We start from the raw sequence: 25,494 nt of genomic DNA, 5'->3' as shown, positions 1-25,494 counted from the left end.
CGCGAAGATGCGGTAAACACGGGCTCCACATAAGCAAAATAGTTGGCATGGAAATTGCAAGATTAATTGATGAAAAAGTAAGCGCTTGCTTTTAGGGCGGAAAGGAGTGTGGCTTGTCAATCGATTGAATATCAACTAAGAGGAGGGAGAAGGGATTGAAATCATTTGATTTAACCGTTGTCGGTGCGGGTCCCGGAGGTTATGTAGCGGCCATTCGAGCCGCTCAGCTAGGCATGACTGTAGCACTCATTGACCGGGGCAAACCTGGAGGAACTTGTTTGCATAGCGGATGTATTCCTTCCAAGATTATGCTGCAGCACGGGGGACGCCTTGAGGACATTCGACAAGCACAAGAATGGGGGATTGAAACATCTGTAGTCCAAGTAGATGATTCTAAACTGTTTCGGCGACAAAACGCCATTATTCAATCATTATCGGCAGGCATTGCCCAATTGCTAAAGAAAAATCGCATTACGTTTTTCCAAGGAGAGGCAACGATAGATGGATCGCAACAGCTCGTTTGCGATGGTCACCTCATTCAAAGTGAAAATCTATTACTGGCAACAGGGGGAAAACCGTTTATTCCGCCGATTGCGCAACTAGAAACGATTGATTATATGACGACGGATACGTTTTTTCAGCAAACATCGCTGCCAAAATCGCTCGTCATCATTGGAGGGGGTGTGATTGCAGTTGAGCTCGCATTCGCCGTCTCTCCGTTTGGCACAAAAGTGACGATTTTAGAAGTGGCGTCGGATATTTTGCAAACAGAAGATGAACAGGCACGGGCGGTTGTGAAAAAGCAGTTGCAGCAGCGAGGCGTGGAAATCGAGACAAATGTCGTCATTGAAAATGTGGGACAAGGGCTTGTCCGAACGGCAAATGCTGCTTTCCCATTTGAACGGTTGCTAGTGGCGGCGGGAAGGCGTCCTAATACGGAATTAGCGGATGCCCTGCATTTACAAAAAGACGCAAACAATCGTTTCATCGAAGTAAATCCATATTATGAAACGAGTAAAAAGGGCATTTATGCGATTGGTGATGTGATTGGCAAATATGAATTGGCTCATGCAGCGAGTGCGGAAGGCATTGCGGCCGTCGAACATATGGCAGGGATAAAGCAGCAGCCAATTGACGAACTTGGCATCCCCCGCTGTGTTTATACCGATCCTGAAATCGCTTCCTTCGGTTTGAGTGAAAAAGAAGCGAAAGAACGAGGTTACGACGTCAAAGTCTCATTTTCAGCAAATGCCGCGAATGGGAAAGCGCTCGCAGAAGGGGACACATCTGGCTTTGTAAAGCTGATTACAGAGAAAAAATACGGTGAACTGCTCGGTGCAGTGATTGTTGGGAAACATGCAACTGAGCTAATAGGAGAGTTGCTGGCCACCCGAGTATCAGAGGGGACGATTTCAGAATTACAGCAACTGATTCATGCACACCCAACCATTGCTGAAGTCATTGGCGAAAGTGCACTGGCGTTTAGTAAACGAGCCATTCACCAGTAAGAAACTTCATTAGAAGGAGGAGTAAAAATGAAGAAAAAAGAAGCCTTATGGATTTACCAAAAAATGAATGAAATCCGTTTGTTTGAGGAAGAAGTACACCGGAAGTTTGGGGAAGGAATCATTCCAGGTTTTGTTCATTTGTACGCCGGTGAAGAAGCTGTGGCGACAGGTGTTTCGGTTCTATTGGATGAAGAGGATTATATCACAAGTACGCACCGCGGCCACGGCCATGCAATTGCGAAAGGCTGTGATATTAACCGGATGATGGCCGAGATTATGGGAAAAAAAGATGGACTTGGCGGCGGCAAGGGCGGCTCTATGCACGTGGCGGATGTTGAAAAAGGAATGCTTGGCGCCAATGGCATTGTCGGCGGTGGTTTTGGACTTGCAGCGGGTGCGGCTCTAACGATTAAAACACTTCGGCAGAATCATGTTGCTGTTTGTTTTTTTGGAGATGGAGCATCTAACGAAGGTTTATTTCACGAAGGACTTAACTTAGCGTCGATTTTAAAATTGCCGGTCATCTTTGTTTGTGAGAACAATCAATTTGGCGAGGGAACGCCGTTCCGTTATGCCAGTGCTTCTGAAACGGTCGCAGAACGGGCAGCCGCTTACAATATGCCTGGAGTCCGGGTAGATGGCATGAAAGTAGAGGATGTTTATAGCGCGACAAAAGAAGCGATTCGGAGAGCAAAAGCAGGTGAAGGCCCAACGTTAATTGAGTGCGACACCTATCGGCATTACGGGCATTTTGAAGGAGACGAGCAAAAATATAAATCTGAAGCGGATCAAAACCGTGATCGTGATCCCATTCCTGAATTTCGAAAGGTCGCTGTTGAAAAAGGCTGGATGACGAACAAACAAGCGGATGAGATTGAAAAAGAGGCAGCGGAAACGATTAAGAAAGCGAGCGAATTTGCTCAAAAAAGTCCACTTCCTGATGTGGAATCGTTATATACAGATATTTTTGCTTAAGAAGGGGAGGAACAAAAATGACAGAACGGATCGTTACATTTATGACAGCCATTAATGAGGCGATGGCGCAAGCAATGCGGAAAGACGACAACGTCATATTAATTGGTACCGACGTTGCTGGCGGAGCGGAAGTCGACCATTTAGTACAGGATGATGGCCGGTATGATGACGCATTTGGAGGGGTTTTCGGATTATCAAAAGGCCTTGTTACAGAGTTTGGCAGGGAACGGGTTATTGATACACCGATTGCAGAACACGGTTATTTTGGTGCAGCGGTGGGAGCAGCCGCGACAGGGCTTCGTCCGATTGCGGAGCTTATGTTCAATGATTTTATCGGCTTTGCGTTAGACCCGATTTTAAACCAAGGGGCGAAAATGCGTTATATGTTTGGCGGAAAAGCGAGAATGCCGCTTACTGTCCGAACCGTTCACGGTGCAGGCGCAGGCGCGGCTGCCCAGCATTCGCAAACGTTATACGGCATGTTTGGAGCGATTCCTGGCGTAAAAGTTGTTGTACCTTCTAATCCTTATGATGCCAAAGGCCTGATGTTGGCTGCGGTTGAAGAAGACAATCTCGTTGTGTTTTCTGAGGATAAGTTGCTTTATGGAATGAAGGGCCACGTACCAGAGGATTATTATACGGTTGAAATAGGCAAGGCCAACGTCATTCGCGAAGGAAAGGACATGACGATCGTAGCGATTGGGAAAATGGTGCAAGTAGCAGAGGAAACGGCTCAAATGCTTGCAAAAGACGACATTTCAGTAGAAGTGATTGACTTACGGACTGTTGCGCCTTGGGATGAGGAGACGGTCATGGATTCGGTTAAGAAAACTGGGCGTTTAATTGTGATAGATGAATCCAACCCTCATAACAACACGGCGACTGACATCGCATCAGTTGTTGCCGATAAAGCATTTGATTACTTAGATGGACCGATTAAAACGGTCTGTGCACCGCATACACCTGTTCCATTTGCGACAAATTTGGAGCAGGCGTATATTCCTGATGCTGCTAAAGTATTACGCGTGGCAGATGAAATTATTGCCGATTTAAAACAATAAATATGGATTTTGGAGGAGGTGAATGACGGATGGGTACAATCGTAATGCCGAAGTTAGGAATGACCATGTCTGAAGGGACGATTGTCAATTGGTGTAAAGAGGTTGGTGAGCCAGTTACAAAAGGCGAGGCCATTGTGGAAATTAGCTCTGAAAAATTAACACAAGAGCTAGAAGCACAAGAAGACGGTATATTATTAGCTAAATACGGTGATGTAGATGCCGTCATGAAAGTCGGTGAAGTGTTGGCGCATATTGGCCAAGAAGGAGAAGAAATACCAGAAACGGCTGCAACTCCTTCCACTGCGCCACAATTATCCACGTCAGAAACAGACACGGCAAGCAAAACGCCTGCCAAACAAGGGCAAAAGAAAGGCGAAGAACGTATTTTTATTACGCCATTGGCACGGAAGCTTGCAAAAGAACATAACGTAAACATCGAAGAAGTTGAAGGTACAGGTGGCAACGGGCGCATTACAAAGCGTGATATCTTGCGAGAAGCATCAAACCAAATATCAACCCAAGCAGTCAAACAAGCAGCAAATGAAAACGCGCAAGTGGCGCACTCAGACGACATAGGGGAAGGCCTGTCTCCGATCCGCAAAACGATCGCCCGTAATATGCGCGCCAGCTTGCACAATACTGCCCAGCTTACATTGCATCGTAAGGCCCATGCAAATGCACTGCTTGCCTTTCGTCGTTTATTGAAGACAGAATCAGAGTCTCACCAGCTACAGTTGAAATTGAGCGTGACGGTTCTTATTGCCCGGGCGACGATACTGGCTCTCCAGCAAGTTGGTGCCATGAACAGCCGCTATGAGAATGGACAGCTTAAAGAATTTGAAAATGTCCATTTAGGAATTGCAACGTCGCTGGACGATGGACTTGTCGTCCCTGTTATTCGAAATGCCGACCATTTATCGATCGGCCAACTCGCAACGAAGATTGAGAAAATCGCTGCAAATGCCAGAAGCGGCCAAAGCAATCCAGATGAGTTGTCTGGCTCGACTTTTACAATCACGAATCTAGGCGCGAGCAGCATCGAATACTTTACGCCGATTTTAAACCCAGCAGAAACGGGCATTTTAGGCGTTGGCTCTTTGCAACAGGAACTCGCTCTTTCAGAAGACGGACAAGTGGAGCCTGTTCAAAAAATGCCATTCAGCTTGACGTTTGATCATCAAATTGTTGACGGTGTGTTAGCGGCACAATTTTTAGATGCGGTTGTTAAATATGTCGAAAATCCACATTTGCTTATCCTTTAAGAATGAAAAGGAGCTAGGGTAGAAAACGCCCTATGCTCCTATGAAAGTTGACAAAAAAACCTGTCTTCTCAGCACCTTTATTGTTCGCTATGCAACTGACAATAGAGGTGCTTTTTTATTGCTTCATAATGAGCACTGTCCGTGCTTGGAAATGCCCCTAATCCGTTTTGTATCTCATTATAAGCGCCAATTATCACGACCCTTAAGCATTGCACTCTCACAGCGTCCATGATGACAGGTTCAATATAGACATTGAAGTTCGATGATGAACCCGTTATAATGAAAAAGCCGTTGTTTTTTAGAACGTTTGGGCAATCTTTCCAGTTAACTGAAAAGGTTGCTTTCTTTTGCCTAGAGCTGTTCAAAAATGAAGGAGGTATTGGATGGTTCAGGACAGCTTTCAAACGCCAGATGTAAGCCAATTCCATTTAAGGGTCCGTAAAGTATTTAATTGGCTTGGTGGGCATGAGTTTATGATTGAATTGTTAAACCGCGAAGAGTGCATTGGCTTTGGTGATACGGTTGCCGAAGCAAAACAGAATTTAAACGAAAGCATAAAGCTGTGCGTGCGCCAGCACGGAGCGGATTCGCTGCCAGAGCCGATTCAAGGTGCGCAAATTATTGTATTAGAAGCGCAGATGTCTGAAGAGGAATTCGCGGCCATTAACCATGAGTTGATTATATTAGACCAATCCTAACAGGCATGTACAAAAAATGTACGTGCTTTTTGTCAAAGTTGAAAGGAGGCAGGCGAATGGAAGAAAAGCGAGTTGTCGTTACTGGTGGAGCTAGCGGCATAGGGAAAGCGATTGCTCTTGCATTTGCGCAAAAAGGGGCGCTCGTTTTTATCCTTGATAAGGAAGAGGCACTTTTTCAAAAATGGAGTGAAAAAGCGGAGAACATTGTGTTCATTCAAACGGATGTCAAAGAAGAGCGCGATATCAAGGCTGCTTTTGCCACCATTGCCTCCCAGTCTGGACCTGTGGACATATTAATCAACAATGCAGGAGTCTCAACATTTACGCCATTATTCGAACTAAGTGTGGAAGAATGGGACAATGTCTTGAATACGAACTTGCGCAGCGTTTTTCTTGCCTCAAAAGAAGCAGCTTTACATATGCAACCTACAGGGAAGCCTGCTAGCATTATTAATATTTCCTCGACACGGGCGCGCATGTCAGAGCCGAATTCTGAAGCTTATGCAGCCTCTAAAGGAGGGGTTGAGGCGTTGACCCATGCATTGGCATTATCTCTTGCAGAAAAAAACATTGCCGTTAATGCCATTGCTCCTGGATGGATTCATACAACGAATGACGCCTTAAGGGAGATCGACCATGAGCAGCATCCTTCAAAAAGAGTGGGAACGCCTGAAGACATTGCGAACGCATGCCTGTTTTTAGCGGATGAGCGCAATCGGTTTATAAATGGCGAAACGATTGTTATTGATGGTGGTATGACGAGAAAAATGATGTATGAGCAGTAAAAGCAGAGCTGGCATGATGGCCACTCTGCTTTTATAAACGTTAAAAGACAATTGTTTTATTGTTATAAACAATCAATTGGTCATTTAAATGCCAGTTTACAGCTCGGGCCAATGCAATCCGCTCGATTTGACGGCCAGCGATTCGCAAGTCGGCGGTTGTATGGCGGTGGTTCACTCGTAACACATCTTGTTCAATAATCGGACCCTCATCCAAATCGTCTGTAACGTAATGGGCGGTAGCGCCAATCAGTTTTACGCCTCGTTCAAATGCTTTTGCATAAGGGTTGGCGCCGATAAAGGCAGGCAAAAACGAATGATGGATGTTAATGATTTGTTGAGGGAACGTGCTAACAAATGTTGGCGATAAAATTTGCATGTAACGGGCAAGAACGATAAGTTCAATATTGTGTTCATGGAGAAGTTCAATTGCTTTGTCCTCTGCTTCTCGGCGATTAGCCTTTGTAGACGGTATATGGAAAAAGGGAATGCCGTAAGCTTCCACTTCTTCTTTATTGTCAGGATGATTGCTAATGACAAGTGGGATTTCCGCATAAAGTTCGCCAGCTCGCCACTTCCATAACAGCTCTGACAAGCAATGATTTTCTTTTGAGACGAAAATCGCCATCCGCTTTTTTCGCGAAGCTTGCTCCATCCGCCATTGGTAATGTTCAGCGTCTGCAAGGACAGAAAAAGCTTGTTTAATTTCGGAAAACGCTGTTTTTTCTTCCTGCCATGCAAATTCAATTCTCATGAAAAACATGCCGCCCTCAGGGTCAGTCGAATATTGGTCAGATTGGACAATATTCGCCTCATGGTTGTATAGAAAAGATGATATGTTGGCGACCACGCCTGGACGGTCTTGGCAGGAAACGAGCAAACGCGCTCGTTGTTGTTCAATAGCCATTTTGTTGTTCCTCCAATTTTGAGCTTACACATCCCCTCCTGTCTACTTTGTTTTTTAAAAGCGCAAAGTAGAAGGAAAGGCTGACTTATTTATTGAATCAGAATCGCAAAGAATTTGTCAATCGCTTCAAGGAGCGCTTGCGTCATTTGCTGGATAAAGAGGAGGCATGTCATTTGCTTGAAAACGTAGTACTCCAAGGAACTGGCCTGGTTTTGCCGCTTAAAAGAATGTCATTGACGATTTATCTCCATCTTTGGTACCATTGATTCATCTATTGGTCAACGTGTCTATTAAGCCAGCCGCTGTCAACGAGTGCATTTGTCAAAATTGTAACGGCAGAGCCTGTCCATTGCGCTCTGCTTCTTTTAATGAATGCTTTCCCAGTACAACATGCGTTATACTAAAAAACGAGTATGCAGCAAGGAAGCGGAAGAAAAGAAAAGGAAATTGAGGGTGAACCGGGTGGAATTGTTTTTAGGAGAAGGATGGGATGTCATGCCCGCTGGTGGCGCAACAGGCGAAGCCTATGTAGCCAAACACGGTGACTACCAATTATTCATAAAACGAAATTCATCACCTTTTCTTGCGGTTCTTTCTGCCGAGGGGATTGTGCCAAAACTCCTCTGGACCAAAAGGTTGGAAAGCGGCGACGTGATTACTGCACAGCGGTGGATTCAAGGGCGGGAACTGAAGGCAAAGGAAATGATGAATGCCAGTACCGCAGCCATGCTTTCGAATATTCATCGTTCGAATGAATTGCTTGATTTGTTTAAGCGGATGGGCAATGAGCCGTTAGATCCACGGCATATGGTTGAAAACATGTATGTCCAAATCCAACTATACAGAATTGAGGACGAGCTCGTCCTCGCTTGTATGGACTACTTAGAGCGAACAAAAGATCAACTTGGCGATGCCGAGTATGCTGTTTGCCACGGCGATATTAATCATAACAATTGGATGCGAGACGAACAGGACAACCTTTATCTAATTGATTGGGACGGTGCATCTGTGGCCGACCCCGCACTTGATCTCGGTTTGATGCTGTACACGTACATTCCAGAGGAGCATTGGGCTACTTGGCTGGCTCAATATGGTGCTGAATTGGATCATTCCCTTAAAATGAGAATGCATTGGTATGTGGTCGCCCATACGATCTCAGAAATTTTATGGAACCATAGCAGGGGCCAATTCAGCCAAGTCGAGGAACTCAAAAAAGCGCTGATGTATGTCGCTTCCAAAAATGATCACTCAGACTGATCGAAAGTCTGGTAGCTCATCTTCATAGATGAGCTATCTATTTGTGTGCCATCCCTCATTATGTAAGGGATGACATTGTGTTAAGCCATTGCTGGACGGCTTCACTATCCATTGTCTCTGTATGGGAAGCGCTCGAAATTTCGTCAATGGTGCTTGCCAGCGCTGGATCGAGAGCAGGATCTTGGGCAAGCGCCGTCAAAATTTGTTTCAACTGTTCAGATTCATTTGTCGTCAGGAACTTTTCGCTGACATGGTTTTGCAGCAAGTCTTGCAACAAACCTAATTTATGTTGAATGGAAATTGGCATGAGGGCACCTCCTGCCCTTATGTTTTGCGCAATAGCGGTTTTTATACCATTTAACAGTCAATAGCAGTGATGAAAGAGAGAAAGAGGGATGAAGTTTGCGTTTACGTCATAAACCATGGGCTAGTGAAGAATTGGCAAAGCGGCCGAATTTGGTCATTCAACAGCCGGAGCAGCACAAAGGGAATTGGAACAACTGCTTTTGTACAGCCCAACCATTATATGTGGAAGTGGGAACAGGGAAAGGAAAGTTTTTGACGGGTATGGCGAAACAGTTTCCGTCCATTAATTTCATTGGCGTCGAACGCTATGAGAGCGTCTTGTTGACAGCTATGGAACGGGTGGAAGCGGAAAAATTGCCGAACGTCAAGTTGCTTCATAAAGACGTTGCTCAGTTGCTGGAAGTTTTTGCTGAAAACGAAGTGGATCGCTTTTTCATTAATTTTACCGATCCATGGCCTAAAAAGAAGCATGCCAAACGGCGCCTTACGAATGAAAGGTTTTTAACAATTTATAAGCAGTTGTTAAAGCAAGATGGAGAAATCCACTTTAAAACCGATAACCAAGGGTTGTTTGAATACTCTTTGCACAGTATGTCGACTTTTGGGATGGCTTTTAAAAATGTTAGTTTAAACCTTCATCAAAGTGGGATGGAAGAGAATGTGATGACGGAATACGAAGAGAAGTTTTCGGCAAAAGGTATGCCGATTTATCGGCTCGAAGCAACATTCCGACCATAAAAAAGAAGCCCAATTAGGTTTTGGGCTTCTTTTTAAATCTCTTGTAAATCAAGCAAAACACCTGTTTTGACATCAGCCAAAAATTCATACTGGACAGGCCCGTCGGTTGTTGAACTGGTTATGCCTCCACGGTATGCTTCATATGGGAGGCCAAAGCGAGTAATGGATTCAGGCTGCATATGAATCCAAGAACCGCTAATCATATATTCTTGCTGGACAATCGCTTTTACACGTTTCAGCACGGCTTCAGGAGTAAGCTGTTCTTGTTTCCATGCTTTGCTTGCCAATACACCAATTAATACGCCCACACCTAAGCCTAGTGACAATCGTTTCATCTTTAACACCCTTTCGTTGTACAAGACCTTTTATACCCAGTATAACGAACGAGCGTGAAATTGACTATCGGGAATGGTGGAAACTGGCACGACCCACCAAAATCAGCTACAATGAATGTGCCGTTTTTGTTGCTACCGATAACCGTTAAATGCAGCAATACATAAGAGATCCCGCTACCGGGGTCTTGTATTTTATGCCTTTTTTAGCAGATGGAGGAGGTTTTTATGAACGAGAAAACAAAAGCGCTTTTTCAAACATTGACGGAGCTTCCAGGACCGTCTGGGTTTGAACATGAAGTACGCCGCTTTCTAAAAAGCGAATTGCAAAAACATACAGATGAAATTGTCCAAGACAAACTAGGCAGTGTGTTTGGCGTGTTGCGAGGCGATGCGTCAGGGCCTAAGGTGATGGTGTGTGGACATATGGACGAAGTCGGCTTTATGGTGACATCCATTACCGACAATGGCTTAATCAAATTCCAAACACTTGGCGGCTGGTGGTCACAAGTCCTGCTAGCGCAACGCGTAAAAATTGTAACCGATCAAGGCCCAATTATCGGAGTAGTTGGCTCTACACCACCGCATTTGTTGAAGGACTCACAACGCAAGAAGCCAATGCCGATCACGGAAATGTATATCGATGTCGGCGCTGATGATAAAGAAGATTGCTTTGCGTTAGGTATAAAGCCTGGTCAGCCGATTGTGCCAGAATGCCCGTTTACACCAATGGCGAACGAAAAGAAAATTTTGGCGAAAGCATGGGATAATCGGTACGGAGTCGGCTTGTCAATCGAATTGCTTGAAGCTATAAAAGGGAAAGCTTTGCCGAACACTGTTTATTCAGGCGCAACTGTGCAAGAGGAAGTCGGTACGCGGGGAGCGCAAACAGCAAGCAATATGATTCAGCCTGATGTCAGCTATGTCCTAGATGCCAGCCCTGCAAATGACGCTACTGGAGGGAAGGACGCTTTTGGCCATCTTGGCAAAGGCGCATTGCTGCGTATCTTTGATAGGACGATGATTACACATAAAGGCATGCGTGATTTTGTTCTTGATACAGCAGAAAGCCATAACATTCCTTATCAGTACTTTGTGGCGGCAGGGGGAACGGATGGAGGCCGGATTCACACTTCTGGCAACGGCGTGCCTACAGCAGTCATTGGCGTATGCGCACGTTATATCCACACATCGGGATCGATTCTTCATGTTGACGATTATGCCGCTGCAAAAGAATTGTTGACGAAGCTTGTCCTTGCTACTGACAAAACGACTTATGAAAGTTTGATTGCGTTTGAATAGCGTAATGAGGAATAAAAAAGCAGCAGTCGGCTCGAAAAACCGTGCCAAAGTCCATGCCGTCCAAGACGTTTTGATCCAGGAATATATTGAAGTTGTCTCTGTTGCTGCCTTGTCTCAAGTTGCGGCACAGCCATTTTCGGATGATGAGACGAAAGAGGGCGCTGTAAACCGCGCTCGTGGAGCGCTTGACGCTACAGAAGCTGACTTTGGTTTTGGTTTGGAGGGGGGTGTCTCAGAATGGCAAGGGACGCTTTACTTGTGCAACTGGGGCGCGCTTGCCACCCGTTCTGGACAATTATATACGGCAGCGGGTTTGCGCTTGCCTTTGCCGACTGACATAGCCGCCCTCCTTTACGATGGGCTCGAACTAAGCAAGGCGCTAAAACAAGCCGTCCCTCATGTTGATGTTAGCCAAGGCGCCGTCGGCCATTTAACAAACGGTCTGCTTACCCGGAAAACGATGTTTTCTGAAGTGGTTCGTGCTTGTTATGGACAGTATAGGCTCGCAACAGACAAACTTCATTAAGGAAGTCAGCCCCCGTGGATGGAGGGGGCTGGCTATTCAGACTGTAAACAAATGCTCGCGTTTTCTTTTTGCTTGGAATTTTACTCTTCTTCAAATACATAAGATAGGGCGGCAATCGCTTGCGCCGGCGTTTCGACAACTACTTGTGCTTTGTTAGACAGCTCTTTTAAAGCGTGATGAAGCTTTTCAGGGCGAATCAAAATTAACGGTTTTCCCGCTTCAATGGCAGTGGCGGCATCCATGGCTGTATTCCATTGTCTGTAATCTTCGCCGAAAAGAGCAATGACCGCGTCTGCACGCTGAAGCCAAATCCGCGTACGGAAATTATTAATGCTTGAGGCAGCTTCGTCCCGTAATACAGCGTTTGGTTGTTTGCCGAGAATGTCTTCGCCGATCGCATCGCTTTTTCCGTGATTTTCCATCGGGCCTTTAAAAACGATAGGCAATTGTTTTTCACTTGCCAAGCGTTTTATCTCTTCGCGCCAGTCAGAGTGGATTTCCCCAGCCAAATAAACAACAAGTTCCATACAAAAATGCCTCCTTATTTTCCCAGACTATAAACAAAACCTTGCAGCCTTCGTTTCGTCTCGTTTATATCCTTTAAAACGAGCGTTCCATGTGCGCGACAACGACCTATGAACAACGTTCAAATTTGCATATTCGCGCTTGTTACGTGCTTCGGCTGACGTTTTCGATCTGTCTGTTGGTACATATCCAGTTCCACTTGAAGTTAGAACATACGTTTTCTTTAGCTAGTATAACATAAGAAGAAGCAAAGGGAGCAACATAATGATTGATTTTGTTTCCATCTCTCTCGGCTATAAAAAAAGTGTCTTGTCACATGAATAGTCATAGGATATGCTAAAGAGCGGACAGTCATTTACAAAAGGAGAGGGCATCTTGCGGGAATTTTTACGTGAAAAGGGAGTCAACCCTTCTTGGCATTTATATTTCATTAAGGCAATGGGGCAAATGACATTTGGGTTGTTTGCGACTCTTATTATTGGGCTTATTATCAAAACGGCAGGCGAACAGTTTGGCATAGCCGCTTTTTTGGAAATTGGTGAACTAGCAATGGATTTATATGGAGCAGCGATAGGAGCAGCGGTCGCACTTGCCCTAGGAGCTCCTTCGTTTGTCGTTTTGGCGACCATTGTTTGCGGTACAGCCGGGGCGGTGTATGGCGGTCCTGCAGGTAGTTTTTTAGCCGCCGTTGTTGCTGCCGAAACAGGCAAGCTTGTGTTTGGGTCGACGAAAGTAGATATTCTCGTTACGCCGATTGTGACGATCATGAGCGGTTTTGCCGTCGCCTGGCTTTTAGGGCCTGCTATTTCATTTGTGATGGAATCGATTAGCGGGGCGATTGCCTGGGCGACAGACCAACAGCCCTTGATGATGAGTATAGTGGTGGCAATCCTAATGGGATGGGCATTGACTGCGCCGATCTCAAGTGCTGCGATCGGCCTCATGCTTGGATTGGAAGGAGCGGTTGCTTGTGCGGCTGCTATTGGCTGTGCAGGGCAAATGGTCGGTTTTGCAGTGGCGAGCTTCCGTGAAAACCGTTTTGGCGGGTTGCTTGCGCTTGGCATCGGTACATCGATGTTGCAAATGCCAAATATTTTAAAAAACCCTCTTATACTTATTCCGCCAACGATTGCTGGAGCCGTTAGCGCCCCGATCGGTACGATTTGGTTTGGGCTTATTAACAATGCCGCCGGTTCTGGCATGGGGACAAGCGGTCTTGTTGGGCCGATCATGACGTTTACGGAGATGGGCTATTCTGGATCGCTTTTCATTCAAGTCATTCTGTGCTATGTTATTATTCCAGCGGTTTGCGCTTTCATCGTGTCAGAATGGATGCGCCGCAAGGGCTGGATTAAATGGAATGATATGCACATCTCTTTTAATTAAAGGAGCGAATAGCGATGGAACACATTCAATCTGAACAGCAATTTAACGAAATAAAAGCGAACGAAACAGCCGTTTTTTTATTTTCTGCAGACTGGTGCCCTGATTGCCGGGTTATTGAGCCGATTCTGCCGCGAATCGAAGTTGATTTTCCAACGTTTACATTTTATTATGTGGACCGCGATAAATTTATTGATGTTTGTGCAGCTCATGATATTTTTGGCATTCCGAGCTTTTTAGTATATGCAAACGGCAAAGAAGTCGATCGTTTCGTTTCCAAAGACCGTAAAACTGAAGAAGAAATCGTCGCTTTCTTAACAAAAGCTGAAGCAGCGATTGATTGATAACAAGCTGGAGGGCATCCTTCAGCTTTTGTTTATTCGCTTTTCCGTTTATCGCCAAACATGTTAAACTAGAGGAGGAAAAAAGGAGGAAGAAGCGTGGACTTGCAAACTTTCCGGAAACAAATTGAGAAAAAGTTGCAGCGGGACGGTTGGACAATCCGCTATGATCATAAAGAATCAACATTGCGTATCGAAGACAAAGCGACTAAAAAAGGGGCAACACTTGCTTTAAAGCCTTTGCTTGCCAAATGGGAGCGAGAGGAATATGCGGCTGTCGACGAGGCGCTCCGCACCGTCGCGGTGGGTCTTGAATCAATGGCAAAAGCCGTTCACCTTAACGGAAACGAAAAAAACATTTTTCCAGTCATTCGCGCAGCTTCATTCCCAGATAAGACAAAGGACGGAAAAACACTTGTTTACCAAAAACATACAGCAGAAACGAGAATTTATTATGCCGTTGATTTAGGGGAGACATATACGCTTATTACGGATGAACTTCTCAATGAGAGCGGCTGGGAGTTAAAGGCATTAGCAGAAATGGCCACATTCAATGTGCGTTCCTTGCCACAGCCGTTCAAAGAGGATGAAGTTGCAGGGAATCGTTTTTATTTTCTTTCGGCCAATGATGGGTATGACGCAAGTCGGATTTTGGACCAGTCGCTTGTGCAGCGTATGGAACAAAAGGCAGTTGGGCAGCTTGTAGCCGCAATTCCCCATCAAGATGCGCTCATTTTTGCTGATATCGAAAACGACACTGGGTATGATGTACTGGGTCAAATGGCTTTGCAATTCTTTGGCGGTGGGCGTATTCCTGTGACTGCATTGCCTTTTATTGTTGAAAATGGGCAACTTGAACCGGTCTTTATTATGGCGCAAAAAAAGCCTAAAGGCTGATGGGGCGAAACGAAAACCTATGCTATACTAAGTTGGTCTAGGCGTTCGCTTCTACACGCTGAAAACGAGTAAGGAGAATAAAACATGAACGTATTTTATAATGAAAAAGGCATTGGCGATGTCCTTATGGTTACTGTTCAAGACATAAGCCGCGATGCACAGGTTGTTGAGAAAAACGGCGATGTCGTCGTCATTTTGAATAAAAGCAATCAAGAAATTGCTGGAATAAACGTATTCCACGCTTCTTCTTATGGAGCCATTAGCGGAGTTGGTGCGATTGAGCTCAATGAAGGCATAAAAGCGCTGCTAAAAGAAGCGTGCGACAAAAATGGTGTCGCTCTTGAAATGGAATGGGAGCAGAGACCTTCTTTTGTTGTCGGTTATGTAGAAGAAAAAGAGAAGCACCCTAATGCAGACAAGCTTTCCGTATGCCGTGTAAACATCGGCACGGAAACATTGCAAATTGTTTGCGGAGCCCCGAATGTGGCAGAAGGACAGAAAGTAGTTGTTGCTCTCGTTGGGGCTGTTATGCCAAGCGGGCTTGTCATCAAGGAAGCAACGCTGCGTGGTGTCGCCTCTTCCGGTATGATTTGTTCAGCCAAAGAACTAGGGCTCGAAAATGCCCCGGCAGAAAAAGGCATTCTTGTTTTGAGTGACGATGAAGTGGTCGGCACACCCTTTTTGCGGTAGCCTAAAAACGAAATGGCTGGCTGAATGAGGCCAGCTTTTTATGTAGAATGAGGCTAAGGGATAATCGCGATATAAGGTGGTGAAAGAATGAACATATGGAAAAAATGGCTTGACTGGGTTAAGGGATTGAACGAAGACGATGAAGAAGAAAACAACGATTATGGGCGAAACGGGGAACCCATACAGAAGTCAATACAGAAACTGGAACGTGAGAACAACGAGCTTCCTGAGTTAGAAGAAGCGCGCATGACTTACCGATACGCCAATTCAAATGGGGAATGGCCAATTTCCAAGAAGAAAGCAGGGCGTGTTGCAGCGACACAGCCGCCTACTCAAAAAAAGGAAAGGCCAGAAGAGAAGCGGGACGAGCTGCCAAAAGTGGTACAAAAGAAAAGGTCTGCCGCTGGTAAAGAGCTGTTTCAAGGGACATTTAAGTCGACAGAAATCCCTTCTCCTGTCCACGGCATTCAGAAACCGGAAAAAACACATGAAAACAGTGATTACGACTGGCTCATTTTTTCAACGAAGGATAAGCAGGCTGAATACGCAGAGCGCCTGTTACACCGGCAAAGACCTCCGCAAATTGATAGAAAGCCTGCTTTTTTGCGCAAAGAATCACGCTCCCTTGAAGAGGACGTGTTGAAGCGGGTGCGTGAACATGCCCTACAGTCGCTTCCACTTGCCGAAGCACAGCAACAACAAAGCAAAGAAATCCGTCCCCAAGAAGAGGCAAGTGGTGACGAAAACGAGCGTACATATAAACACGAGGAAGCAGATATGGATGAAGGAGAAGCCATCGTTGCGACCGAAGCTATGCCAGGCGAAACAGGCCAAAAAGAAGCGAACGAACGGTATGGACGCGGGGAACCAGAGATTGAAGAGGCAGAGGGAACGAGTGGAACCGACACGTTGCCAGGCGAAACAGACCAAGAAGAAGCGAACGAACGGTATGGACGCGGGAAACCAGAGATTGAAGAGGCAGAAGTAATCGCTGGAACCGAGGCGTTGCCGGGAGAAATGGAACAAGAAGAAGCGAACGAACGGTATGGACGCGAGGAGCCGGAGATTGAAGAGGCAGAAGTAATGTCTGGCACCGAGGCGTTGCTGGGAGAAATGGAACAAGAAGAAGCGAACGAACGGTATGAACGCGAGGAACCAGAGATTGAAGAAGCGGAGGGAACGAGTGGAACCGACGCGTTGCCAGGCGAAACAGGCCAAGAAGAAGCGAACGAACCGTATAGAACGGAAATCGACCCAACTGCTGAAATTCCTGCTCCTTTCAACCGTAATGCCGCGGATAATGAAAGAATAGAGACAAAGCCGATTCAGCCTATTAGTGATGATCCGACAACATCAACTAGAGAGAACGAAGAAGCACAAGCTCCGTCTAGTGAAAAAAAAGTTTCCCTTAGCAGTGAAACGAAAAAGCAAGATAGGCTAAGTAACCGAACGAGCAATGACAATACGCAGCCTGGCATTCCTTATAATGTGCTGATGTTGCCAAAGGACCGTAAAAAAGCGCCAATTAAAAAAGGGCAGCACACAAAAAATGGCTACGAAGCGCCACCGCTTCATTTGCTAAAAGTTCCTGAAAAAATCGATCAAGATGATTCTCTTTGGCTTGACGAGCAAGCGCAATTGCTTGAAGAAACACTATCAAGTTTCCACGTTGATGCAAAGGTCGTTAACCGGACAAAAGGCCCGGCGGTAACGCGTTTTGAAGTTCAGCCTGCCCGCGGCGTGAAAGTGAATAAGGTCACAAATTTAACAGATGATATTAAGCTGGCGCTAGCTGCTAAAGACATCCGCATGGAAGCGCCAATTCCTGGTAAAAACGCAATCGGCATTGAAGTGCCAAATCGAACGTCAGCCCCTGTGATGCTCAGGGAAATTTTGCGGCGTGATGTATTTAGGCAGCCAGATTCGCCTTTAACGGTTGGCTTAGGGCTTGATATTTCTGGACAGCCGATCGTTACTGATTTAAAGAAAATGCCCCATGGCCTCGTTGCTGGCGCCACAGGCTCAGGGAAAAGTGTTTGCATCAACTCAATTTTAGTTAGTCTGCTCTATAAAGCATCCCCAGATGAAGTAAAGCTGTTGCTTGTCGATCCCAAAATGGTCGAGCTTGCTACCTATCAAGAAGTGCCTCATTTGGTTGCTCCTGTTATTACTGATCCAAAGCAAGCGACAGCTGCTTTAAAATGGGTTGTCCAGGAAATGGAACGGCGCTACGAATTGTTTAGCCAGCGTGGCGTTCGCGATATTAGTAAATACAATCAGCGGTTCTCTGAAAATGGCAAGCCAGCATTGCCGTATCTATTAGTCGTTATTGATGAACTCGCCGACTTAATGATGGTGTCACCACAAGATGTGGAAGATGCGATTTGCCGGATTGCTCAAAAAGCACGGGCATGCGGGATTCATTTGCTGCTTGCAACGCAGCGCCCTTCTGTTGATGTCATTACAGGATTGATTAAAGCAAATATACCGACGCGGATTGCCTTTGCTGTCGCTTCACAAACGGATTCTCGCACGATTCTGGATATGGGCGGTGCGGAACGGTTGCTTGGAAAAGGCGATATGCTATTCCATGAAAATGGATCACCGAAGCCTATCCGTGTCCAAGGGACTTTTGTATCAGATGAGGAAATTGAGGATGTTGTCGCTTATGCAAAACAATACGGCAAGCCTGAATACTTATTTGATACGGAGACAATTGAGCGGACGCTCTTACAGGAAGAAGAAGAGGATGAGCTACTTGAAGAGGCATGTTTTTATGCAGTTGAACAAGGTACCGTTTCCGCTTCAAGCATACAGCGACGCTTTCGGGTAGGTTATAACCGGGCTGCCCGTTTAATGGAAATGATGGAAGCTAGAAAGATTGTATCAGGTGCTATGGGAAGCAAACCACGCCATGTGTTGGCAAGTGAAGAAGACGTAAGAGAACTGTTTGGGACGACAGAAACAGCAAGAACTTGAGAAATAAAGAAAATTTCTATATGATATGGAAGGAACAAATCGTGCTACAGGAAGGCGTATGCAAATTGCAGGACCTTTTCTTAAAAATGACATATACTACTATATAATTAATGGAACGAGGGCCATGTTCGCAAGGCGTCGAATACGATTTGCTTTTTTTGATTGGAGGCTTCACGATTGACAAACTATCACTTTACCGGAATCAAAGGTTCAGGCATGAGCGCATTGGCGCAAATCCTGCATGATTTAAATGAGAATGTACAAGGATCGGACATTGAAGAAACAATTTTTACTCAGAAGCCGTTAGAACGAAAAGGCATTACGTTATTGCCTTTTTCGCGCGACAATATTAAAAACGGGCAACATGTCATTGTATCAGCTGCTTATGGGGAAACACATGAGGAAATCAAACGGGCGCGGGAGCTCGGTTTGAAAGTGGATGTCTATCCAGAATTTCTTGGCTCCTTTATTAAACAGTTTACAAGCATTGCTGTTTCAGGCTCACATGGAAAAACGTCGACAACAGGGTTGCTCGCTCATGTGTTAGGGTCTGTTGAGCCTACCTCTTATTTGATTGGCGATGGGACAGGGAAAGGTGCGGCCAATTCAACGTATTTTGTATTTGAAGCATGCGAGTACCGCCGCCATTTCTTAAATTACTCGCCTGATTATTGCGTTATGACCAATATTGATTTTGACCATCCTGATTATTTCAAGAGCGTGGAAGATGTCGTTTCTGCTTTCCAAACGATGGCGAAGCAAGTCAATAAAGCGATTATTGCTTGCGGCGACGATGAACATTTGCAAACATTGCAGGCGAATGTGCCAATTGTTTATTATGGCCTTGGCGACCACAATGATTTTCAAGCGAAATCGATTAAAAACACGCCAGAAGGGACGGCGTTTGATGCCTGGGTTAGAGGCGATCTGTTTGGGTCGTTTGTAATCCCTGGCTTCGGCGACCACAATGTCAAAAACGCTTTGTCTGTCATTGCCTTATGCCACTATGAAGGCATTGGCTATGAAGACATTGTTGAGCACTTAAAAACATTTGCTGGCGTCAAACGGCGTTTTAGCGAAAAACGTTCAGGCAAGCAAATATTAATTGATGACTATGCCCACCATCCGACAGAAATTGCAGCTACAATTGAGGCGACAAAAAAGAAATACCATGACCGAGAAGTGACAGCGATATTCCAGCCTCATACATTTACGCGGACAAAAACGTTTTTAAATGAATTTGCGGAAGCGCTCAGCCAAGCCGACCACGTTTATTTATGCGATATTTTTGGCTCGGCGAGGGAAGAACAAGGTTCTCTTTCGATCGAACAGCTACAAGCGCTTGTTGATGGCGCAAAACTGTTGACGGAAGCAGAAATTGAAACGCTCAAAGGCCACGGGGAGTCTGTTCTGTTGTTTATGGGCGCTGGTGACATCCAGAAATACCAAAAAGCCTATGAAGCATTGATCGAATCAAGTTCGTAATTGAATAGAAAAGCCAAAGTGAGTAGCAGGTATGAACATGTGGTTACATTAGGCAGCTGATTTTCAGCTGCTTTTTTTATTTTGAAGGGAAAACGCAGGCATTTGTCGAAAATGTTTCTTTAGCACATTGCAATTTAGGTTTGATCTTATTAAACTTGGGTAAAGTATGTAGGAAGGAGGGGATGATAAGTGGAAGCCATCTTATACATAAGCGCCTTGATTGTTGCACTGGCTTTTGCGATACTGGTTATTTATTTAATCAAAACACTGAAATCAGCTACCAAAACGCTTGAAAACACATCGGCAACGGTGGAAGCGCTTGAAAAACAACTGCGAGGGATTACGACTGAATCCGAATTGCTTTTGAAAAAAACCAATGTTTTAGCAGACGACTTACAACAGAAATCGGAGTCGCTCAATACCGTGTTTGGCGCCGCTAAAGAGTTGGGTGAATCGATGAAAACACTCAACCAATCTGTTCACCAAGTTTCTACCAAAATAAGTGACCAAACAAGTCGGAATGCTGAAACAGTCTCCCAAGCAGTGCAATGGGGACAGGCTGTTTTGGATTTCTATACAAAATTTAAACAACGAAAGCAACAGCTTGATCGTTGACAAACAAGGAGGAGTTAGAATGGGTGATATGAATACAAAAGACTTTTTGATTGGGACGTTAATCGGTGGAATTGTTGGCGCGACAACCGCATTGTTTCTCGCACCTAAATCAGGAAAAGAATTACGTAGCGACATAAGCGATCAAGCGAGCGCCGCTTATGAAAAAGGCAACGAATGGGTGGACATAGCTAGAGAAAAGTCGAACAATATCGCCAAAAGTGTAACAGATCAGTCTATGCAAGTGGTTGAAAAAGTAAAAGATTTGAGCGCTTCTGTCAAAAAAGAAGCAGAAGACCAAGTAAATGAAGCGGCGAGTCTTGCTGAAGATTTAAAACAGGATGCAAAAGAAGCTTCGGAAACCATTTCAGAAACAGTCAAAAATGAAATTGAAGAAGCGGAAAAAGAAGTTCGCGCCAATGCGAATACGGAAAGCTAAAAGAAAGCAAACAAAAAGCGCGATGAGACCGAGTTTTCATCGCGCTTTTCCTCTTAATCTCACTTTATTACGTAAAAGCGTCTAAGTAATAAAGAAAAAGTCCGTGACTTTTTAACGCCAGTCAGCTATAATAGACAAAAGTTAAATTTCTGACAGAGAGAAAGGTGCGGAGAGACGATATGAGCAATGAACAGTTGGATTCCCTTAGAGATGAGTTAGACAAAGTTAACCTTGCTATTCTTGAAAAGATTAATGAGCGTGCGAGGCTTGTAAAGGAAATTGGCGATATTAAAAGAGAACAAGGCATTAACCGCTTTGATCCAGTTCGAGAACGGAGCATGCTAGACCATATTGCCAAACACAATGAAGGGCCATTTGAAACAGCGACACTTCAGCATTTATTTAAACAAATTTTTAAAGCGAGCTTAGAGTTGCAAGAAGAGGACAACAGCAAAGCGCTCTTAGTATCCCGAAAAAAACAGCCTGAAAACACGACTGTTGATGTCAAAGGGGAAAAAATCGGCGATGGCCAGCAACGGTTTGTTTTTGGCCCATGTGCCGTTGAAAGTTATGAACAAGTGCTAGCTGTGGCGAAAGAGATGAAAAAGAGGGGGCAGCGCCTTCTCCGAGGCGGTGCTTTTAAGCCACGTACGTCTCCTTATGATTTCCAAGGCCTAGGTTTAGAAGGCTTAAAAATATTGAAACGTGTTGCTGATGAGCTTGATATGGCGGTTATTAGTGAAATTGTCACTCCAGCTGACGTTGAAGTGGCAACAGAATATGTCGATGTCATCCAAATTGGCGCTCGTAACATGCAAAACTTTGAACTGCTCAAAGCTGCTGGCTCTGTTAAAACGCCTGTATTGTTAAAGCGTGGCTTATCCGCAACGATTGAAGAATTTATCCACGCTGCTGAATACATCGTCTCAAAAGGAAACAGTCAGTTGATGCTTTGCGAACGTGGCATTCGTACTTACGAGAAAGCAACACGCAACACGCTCGATATTTCCGCCGTGCCGATTTTAAAACAAGAGACACATTTGCCAGTAATGGTTGATGTCACACATTCTACTGGACGCCGTGATTTGCTTCTGCCAGCCGCAAAAGCAGCTCTAGCGATCGGGGCAGATGCGGTGATGGCGGAAGTCCATCCAGACCCTGCTGTCGCTTTGTCTGATTCAGCGCAGCAAATGAATTTTGAGCAATTCAATCAATTTTTAGATGGCTTAATCGAATCAGGCCTTTACAAAGCTCCAATTAAACAAGCGTAATCAAAAGCAGCTCAAAGAAATTTTGAGCTGCTTTTCTGTTTAAAAGCATCTAAAAAGGGGCATTTTAGTAATACTGTTATAATGAAAAAAGAAAACTGTTTTTCAAATGGTGAAAAAGTATGAAAGATAGTCTTTAATCATTGCAGGAAATCTTAGTGTATCGTATGATAGAAGAAACATTACAATGAAAAACAGTTATTGCTATCGTATATGATACACAATCATGAATATCGTCATAGTGAGGAGGAAGCTGCTGCGTATAAGCTGCGCGGGCAGCAAAATAAGATGAATACGACCATTTATGATGTAGCTAGAGAAGCTGGCGTCTCAATGGCTACTGTTTCCCGAGTAGTCAACGGAAACCCAAATGTAAAACCGACAACAAGGAAAAAAGTTCTGGAAGCAATTGAACGCTTAAATTACCGTCCAAATGCAGTAGCCAGGGGGCTAGCTAGCAAACGTACTACAACAGTTGGCGTCATTATCCCGGATATTTCAAGCATTTTCTTCTCAGAGCTGGCGCGGGGAATCGAAGACATTGCCACTATGTATAAGTACAATATCATTCTTTGTAACTCTGACCAAAACAAAGACAAAGAAATTCACTTGATTAATACGTTATTGGAAAAGCAAGTGGACGGTATTGTGTTTATGGGCGGCGAAATTACAGAGGAGCATGCGGAGCAATTTAAACGGGCACCTGTACCGATTGTTCTTGCTGCCACATTAGATGATGAGAAATCATTTCCGTCAGTTAATATTGATTACACACAAGCGGCTGAAGACGCGATCCAATTTTTAATTGAAAAAGGCCATAAACGAATCGGCATGTTGAGCGGTTCGCTGGAAGACCCAATCAATGGCTACCAGAAGTTTGCTGGTTATCGCCAAGCGCTTCAGAAAAACAATATTGAATTTGATGAAAACCTGATTGTCATTGGCGATTACACGTATGATTCAGGTATGGAAGCAATGGATGCATTTCTTGCCCTTGACGAAAAACCGACAGCGCTATTTGCTTCAAACGATGAAATGGCGTTAGGCGTCATCCATGGCATCCAAGATCGTGGTTATGATGTGCCTGGTGATATTGAAGTACTTGGTTTTGACAATACACGTTTGGCTACAATGGTACGTCCAACCTTAACGACCGTTGTCCAGCCCCTTTATGACATTGGCGCTGTTTCCATGCGTTTGCTGACCAAACTAATGAATAAAGAAGAAGTAGACAACTACACAGTAACATTGCCACATCGCATTGAAAGCCGTGGCTCAACGAAATAACCTTGCAAGACTGATAAAAAACGTTCGGTGATCGACGATGCCACGGGCGTTTGTTTACAAGCTGAAGCCGGATCTTAAACAGATCCGGCTTTATTCATGCTTTTCCCCCTGTTTCTGTGCTGCTTGTTTCTCTGTACGAATATGGTACAATGCTTTTTCCAACGTCAAATTGTTCTTGGCGGTAATTTCTTTTCTTCTCGGTATTTCTGGGATAGTAGCGTCTGTCCATGTCGTCGGCAGTGTTTCTTCCGCCTTGTCCTTCCACTTGTCTATCCAAGCTTGAGGCACATGGTCGTTTGCGAATGCGGTTTGCCCGCTCATTTCCAACCAAATCAATGCCCATGCCCGTGGGACAACTCGCCATTTGTCATAGCCTCCGCCGCCGACAGCAACCCATTTTCCGCCGCAATACGTATGAGCTAGCTGGTGGGCGAGCCGTGGAATTTCGCGGTACACGTTCATTGATACATGCAAATGCGATAAAGGGTCGAGATAATGGGCGTCGGCCCCGTTTTGTGTAACGATAATGTCAGGTTTGAAAAAGTCGGCGACTTCTGTAAAAGCCGACTGGTAGACGTCTAAAAAAGATTCATCTTCTGTAAACGCATCAAGTGGGACATTGATGGAAAAGCCATAGCCTTTGCCTGACCCTTTTTCTGTCACGTGGCCAGTTCCTGGAAACAAATAGCGCCCTGTCTCGTGCAAACTTAGCGTACATACATCTGGGTCGTCGTAAAAGGCCCATTGGACGCCGTCCCCGTGGTGAGCATCCGTATCGACATAAAGGATCCGCACACCATATTTTCGCCGCATGTACTCGATCGCAATCGAAGAATCATTGTAAATGCAAAAACCGGACGCTCGTCCGCGAAAGCCATGGTGAAGGCCACCGCCTAAGTGGAAGGCATGCAAGTAGCCATCGGCTAAAACTGCGTCACAAGCCCGGAGTGTTCCGCCAACTAAATGGGCAGCCGCTTCGTGCATATGGGGAAAAAGGGGCGTGTCTTCCGTTTTTAGCCCGTATGCTTCTGCTGCGCTATCTGGTAACCGTCCTTCGCCGCCTGCAATGACTGCTTCAATAAAACGCGGATCATGAATCAGCTCCAATTCTGTTTTTGTAGCTGCGCTAGGTTGAATGAGTGGCTGGTTTTGCACCGCCCCCAACTCTTCCAAGAGAGAGTATGTCAACTCGAGACGAAGGGGATGAAATGGGTGTGTTTCGTTAAATTTATACGGATATTGACTTGGTCCATATACAAGGACAGCTTCTTTGTTATTCATTGGAACCTCCCAGTGCGGGAAACAGCGGATTATAGACTTCATATCCTGCCAATTGCAGTGCCGCAATAATACGCCGTGGATCAATCGTTTGGACACGAAATGAGAGCATATATTTTTCTGCTTTTTTGCTCGGATAAGCGACAGCGCTAACAATATTAATACGCTCTTTTTTAAAAACGGCGGCGACATCTGCCAACTGCCCAGGGCGGTTGTGTACACACACTTCGATAATGGAGCTCGGCTGATCTGCGCCGAGGAGTTTGGTTAAACTATAAAGCATATCAGACTCTGTGATCAGTCCTACCAATCGATCATTGTCCACAACTGGGAGACAGCCGACGCGATTCTGGAAAAACAGGCGTGCAACTTCTTGGACGTCATCATCAGGATGAGCGGTTAACACAGGAGTACTCATTATTTTCGTAACCGGTTGCAAAAAATCAGTTGCTTCTTTGGTTACGGAAAGGGTAGAAGGCCGTATATCACGAATATCCCGGTCAGACACAATGCCAACGACAGCTGTGTGACCGTTCGTAATAGGAATATGACGAATGGAAGCGCTTTCCATTAGGGCAATCGCATCTTCAATTGTGTCAGTGTTTGTTAGTGTTGGCACATTCGTGCGCATAATTGTTTTGATTTTCATTGGCAAA

At 45.1% G+C, this 25,494-nt stretch carries 27 protein-coding genes; 21 read left to right on the top strand and 6 right to left on the bottom strand.

All coding sequences use genetic code 11. The features are described 5' to 3' along the window. Positions 1 to 155 precede the first annotated feature (155 nt). The 6 genes from lpdA to BUC05_RS10480 all read left to right on the top strand — a co-directional run bounded on the left by lpdA (position 156) and on the right by BUC05_RS10480 (position 6,289). Positions 156 to 1,508, top strand: coding sequence for a dihydrolipoyl dehydrogenase (gene lpdA, locus BUC05_RS10505; RefSeq protein ID WP_041823927.1), 1,353 nt, complete (start codon positions 156 to 158; stop codon positions 1,506 to 1,508). A gap of 27 nt (positions 1,509 to 1,535) precedes the next feature. Further along, complete coding sequence (locus BUC05_RS10500; RefSeq protein ID WP_011247628.1) at positions 1,536 to 2,483, top strand: thiamine pyrophosphate-dependent dehydrogenase E1 component subunit alpha; 948 nt, start codon at positions 1,536 to 1,538, stop codon at positions 2,481 to 2,483. A gap of 17 nt (positions 2,484 to 2,500) precedes the next feature. Continuing rightward, a complete protein-coding gene (locus tag BUC05_RS10495) occupies positions 2,501 to 3,544 on the top strand; it encodes an alpha-ketoacid dehydrogenase subunit beta (protein ID WP_011247627.1) in 1,044 nt (347 codons plus the stop codon). Positions 3,545 to 3,573: 29 nt separating this feature from the next. After that, positions 3,574 to 4,806 (top strand): dihydrolipoamide acetyltransferase family protein, encoded by a 1,233-nt coding sequence (locus BUC05_RS10490; RefSeq protein ID WP_011247626.1) that lies wholly within the window; start codon positions 3,574 to 3,576, stop codon positions 4,804 to 4,806. Between the two features lie 383 nt (positions 4,807 to 5,189). After that, on the top strand, positions 5,190 to 5,504 hold the full coding sequence (locus BUC05_RS10485; RefSeq protein WP_011247625.1) for a hypothetical protein: 315 nt from the start codon (positions 5,190 to 5,192) through the stop codon (positions 5,502 to 5,504). A 56-nt stretch (positions 5,505 to 5,560) separates the two neighbouring features. Further along, positions 5,561 to 6,289 (top strand): SDR family NAD(P)-dependent oxidoreductase, encoded by a 729-nt coding sequence (locus BUC05_RS10480; protein WP_011247624.1) that lies wholly within the window; start codon positions 5,561 to 5,563, stop codon positions 6,287 to 6,289. A gap of 40 nt (positions 6,290 to 6,329) precedes the next feature. On the opposite strand, the gene purU is transcribed toward BUC05_RS10480, so the two are convergent. Then, positions 6,330 to 7,193, bottom strand: a complete 864-nt coding sequence (purU, locus tag BUC05_RS10475) for a formyltetrahydrofolate deformylase (RefSeq protein ID WP_011247623.1) — start codon at positions 7,191 to 7,193, stop codon at positions 6,330 to 6,332. Positions 7,194 to 7,285: 92 nt separating this feature from the next. Here purU and BUC05_RS21620 point away from each other — a divergent pair, with 92 nt between their 5' ends. Continuing rightward, on the top strand, positions 7,286 to 7,459 hold the full coding sequence (locus BUC05_RS21620) for a hypothetical protein (protein WP_156323125.1): 174 nt from the start codon (positions 7,286 to 7,288) through the stop codon (positions 7,457 to 7,459). A 196-nt stretch (positions 7,460 to 7,655) separates the two neighbouring features. Beyond that, a complete protein-coding gene (locus tag BUC05_RS10470; RefSeq protein WP_011247622.1) occupies positions 7,656 to 8,450 on the top strand; it encodes a phosphotransferase family protein in 795 nt (264 codons plus the stop codon). A 58-nt stretch (positions 8,451 to 8,508) separates the two neighbouring features. Here BUC05_RS10470 and BUC05_RS10465 read toward each other — a convergent pair whose 3' ends face one another. Further along, a complete protein-coding gene (locus BUC05_RS10465) occupies positions 8,509 to 8,757 on the bottom strand; it encodes a YtzH-like family protein (RefSeq protein WP_011247621.1) in 249 nt (82 codons plus the stop codon). A gap of 95 nt (positions 8,758 to 8,852) precedes the next feature. Between BUC05_RS10465 and trmB the strand changes: the two genes are divergently transcribed. Then, positions 8,853 to 9,494, top strand: coding sequence for a tRNA (guanosine(46)-N7)-methyltransferase TrmB (trmB, locus tag BUC05_RS10460; protein ID WP_011247620.1), 642 nt, complete (start codon positions 8,853 to 8,855; stop codon positions 9,492 to 9,494). Positions 9,495 to 9,526: 32 nt separating this feature from the next. Here the strand turns inward: trmB and BUC05_RS10455 are convergent, their stop codons facing one another. Beyond that, complete coding sequence (locus BUC05_RS10455) at positions 9,527 to 9,829, bottom strand: hypothetical protein (protein ID WP_011247619.1); 303 nt, start codon at positions 9,827 to 9,829, stop codon at positions 9,527 to 9,529. 225 nt (positions 9,830 to 10,054) lie between these two features. Here BUC05_RS10455 and BUC05_RS10450 point away from each other — a divergent pair, with 225 nt between their 5' ends. Both BUC05_RS10450 and BUC05_RS10445 read left to right on the top strand, forming a co-directional pair. Next, on the top strand, positions 10,055 to 11,128 hold the full coding sequence (locus tag BUC05_RS10450) for a M42 family metallopeptidase (protein WP_011247618.1): 1,074 nt from the start codon (positions 10,055 to 10,057) through the stop codon (positions 11,126 to 11,128). Between the two features lie 4 nt (positions 11,129 to 11,132). Beyond that, the gene (locus tag BUC05_RS10445) at positions 11,133 to 11,654 is read left to right on the top strand and encodes a DUF84 family protein (protein ID WP_035201994.1); all 522 of its coding nucleotides are present in this window, start codon (positions 11,133 to 11,135) and stop codon (positions 11,652 to 11,654) included. Between the two features lie 80 nt (positions 11,655 to 11,734). On the opposite strand, the gene BUC05_RS10440 is transcribed toward BUC05_RS10445, so the two are convergent. After that, positions 11,735 to 12,181, bottom strand: a complete 447-nt coding sequence (locus BUC05_RS10440) for a YtoQ family protein (protein ID WP_011247616.1) — start codon at positions 12,179 to 12,181, stop codon at positions 11,735 to 11,737. A 373-nt stretch (positions 12,182 to 12,554) separates the two neighbouring features. Between BUC05_RS10440 and BUC05_RS10435 the strand changes: the two genes are divergently transcribed. The 10 genes from BUC05_RS10435 to ccpA all read left to right on the top strand — a co-directional run bounded on the left by BUC05_RS10435 (position 12,555) and on the right by ccpA (position 23,560). Beyond that, on the top strand, positions 12,555 to 13,565 hold the full coding sequence (locus BUC05_RS10435) for a PTS sugar transporter subunit IIC (RefSeq protein WP_011247615.1): 1,011 nt from the start codon (positions 12,555 to 12,557) through the stop codon (positions 13,563 to 13,565). 14 nt (positions 13,566 to 13,579) lie between these two features. Continuing rightward, on the top strand, positions 13,580 to 13,906 hold the full coding sequence (locus BUC05_RS10430; RefSeq protein ID WP_011247614.1) for a thioredoxin family protein: 327 nt from the start codon (positions 13,580 to 13,582) through the stop codon (positions 13,904 to 13,906). Positions 13,907 to 14,002: 96 nt separating this feature from the next. Next, a complete protein-coding gene (locus BUC05_RS10425) occupies positions 14,003 to 14,800 on the top strand; it encodes a DUF1444 domain-containing protein (RefSeq protein WP_011247613.1) in 798 nt (265 codons plus the stop codon). An 84-nt stretch (positions 14,801 to 14,884) separates the two neighbouring features. After that, complete coding sequence (ytpR, locus tag BUC05_RS10420) at positions 14,885 to 15,490, top strand: YtpR family tRNA-binding protein (RefSeq protein WP_011247612.1); 606 nt, start codon at positions 14,885 to 14,887, stop codon at positions 15,488 to 15,490. Between the two features lie 87 nt (positions 15,491 to 15,577). Next, positions 15,578 to 18,469 (top strand): DNA translocase FtsK, encoded by a 2,892-nt coding sequence (locus BUC05_RS10415; RefSeq protein WP_011247611.1) that lies wholly within the window; start codon positions 15,578 to 15,580, stop codon positions 18,467 to 18,469. 177 nt (positions 18,470 to 18,646) lie between these two features. Next, complete coding sequence (gene murC, locus BUC05_RS10410; RefSeq protein ID WP_011247610.1) at positions 18,647 to 19,954, top strand: UDP-N-acetylmuramate--L-alanine ligase; 1,308 nt, start codon at positions 18,647 to 18,649, stop codon at positions 19,952 to 19,954. A gap of 189 nt (positions 19,955 to 20,143) precedes the next feature. Next, positions 20,144 to 20,569: a DUF948 domain-containing protein gene (locus BUC05_RS10405; protein WP_011247609.1), complete on the top strand. Its 426-nt coding sequence runs from the start codon at positions 20,144 to 20,146 to the stop codon at positions 20,567 to 20,569. A gap of 19 nt (positions 20,570 to 20,588) precedes the next feature. After that, positions 20,589 to 21,005 carry a YtxH domain-containing protein gene (locus BUC05_RS10400; RefSeq protein WP_035201953.1) on the top strand — a complete coding sequence of 139 codons (417 nt, stop codon included), beginning with the start codon at positions 20,589 to 20,591 and terminating at the stop codon, positions 21,003 to 21,005. Between the two features lie 179 nt (positions 21,006 to 21,184). Then, positions 21,185 to 22,276: a bifunctional 3-deoxy-7-phosphoheptulonate synthase/chorismate mutase gene (locus BUC05_RS10395; protein WP_011247607.1), complete on the top strand. Its 1,092-nt coding sequence runs from the start codon at positions 21,185 to 21,187 to the stop codon at positions 22,274 to 22,276. Between the two features lie 285 nt (positions 22,277 to 22,561). Further along, on the top strand, positions 22,562 to 23,560 hold the full coding sequence (gene ccpA, locus BUC05_RS10390; RefSeq protein WP_011247606.1) for a catabolite control protein A: 999 nt from the start codon (positions 22,562 to 22,564) through the stop codon (positions 23,558 to 23,560). A 90-nt stretch (positions 23,561 to 23,650) separates the two neighbouring features. On the opposite strand, the gene BUC05_RS10385 is transcribed toward ccpA, so the two are convergent. Both BUC05_RS10385 and BUC05_RS10380 read right to left on the bottom strand, forming a co-directional pair. Beyond that, positions 23,651 to 24,841 carry an acetoin utilization protein AcuC gene (locus BUC05_RS10385; protein ID WP_011247605.1) on the bottom strand — a complete coding sequence of 397 codons (1,191 nt, stop codon included), beginning with the start codon at positions 24,839 to 24,841 and terminating at the stop codon, positions 23,651 to 23,653. Next, positions 24,834 to 25,487 carry an acetoin utilization AcuB family protein gene (locus BUC05_RS10380; protein ID WP_011247604.1) on the bottom strand — a complete coding sequence of 218 codons (654 nt, stop codon included), beginning with the start codon at positions 25,485 to 25,487 and terminating at the stop codon, positions 24,834 to 24,836. Before BUC05_RS10380 ends, BUC05_RS10385 begins: the two co-directional genes overlap by 8 nt. Positions 25,488 to 25,494: the final 7 nt, after the last annotated feature.

This window comes from Shouchella rhizosphaerae (assembly GCF_900142675.1).
GTDB lineage: Bacteria > Bacillota > Bacilli > Bacillales > Bacillaceae_D > Shouchella > Shouchella rhizosphaerae.
The sequence above is the reverse complement of the archived record's forward strand: the minus strand, read 5'-3'. Positions and strand labels throughout refer to the sequence as shown.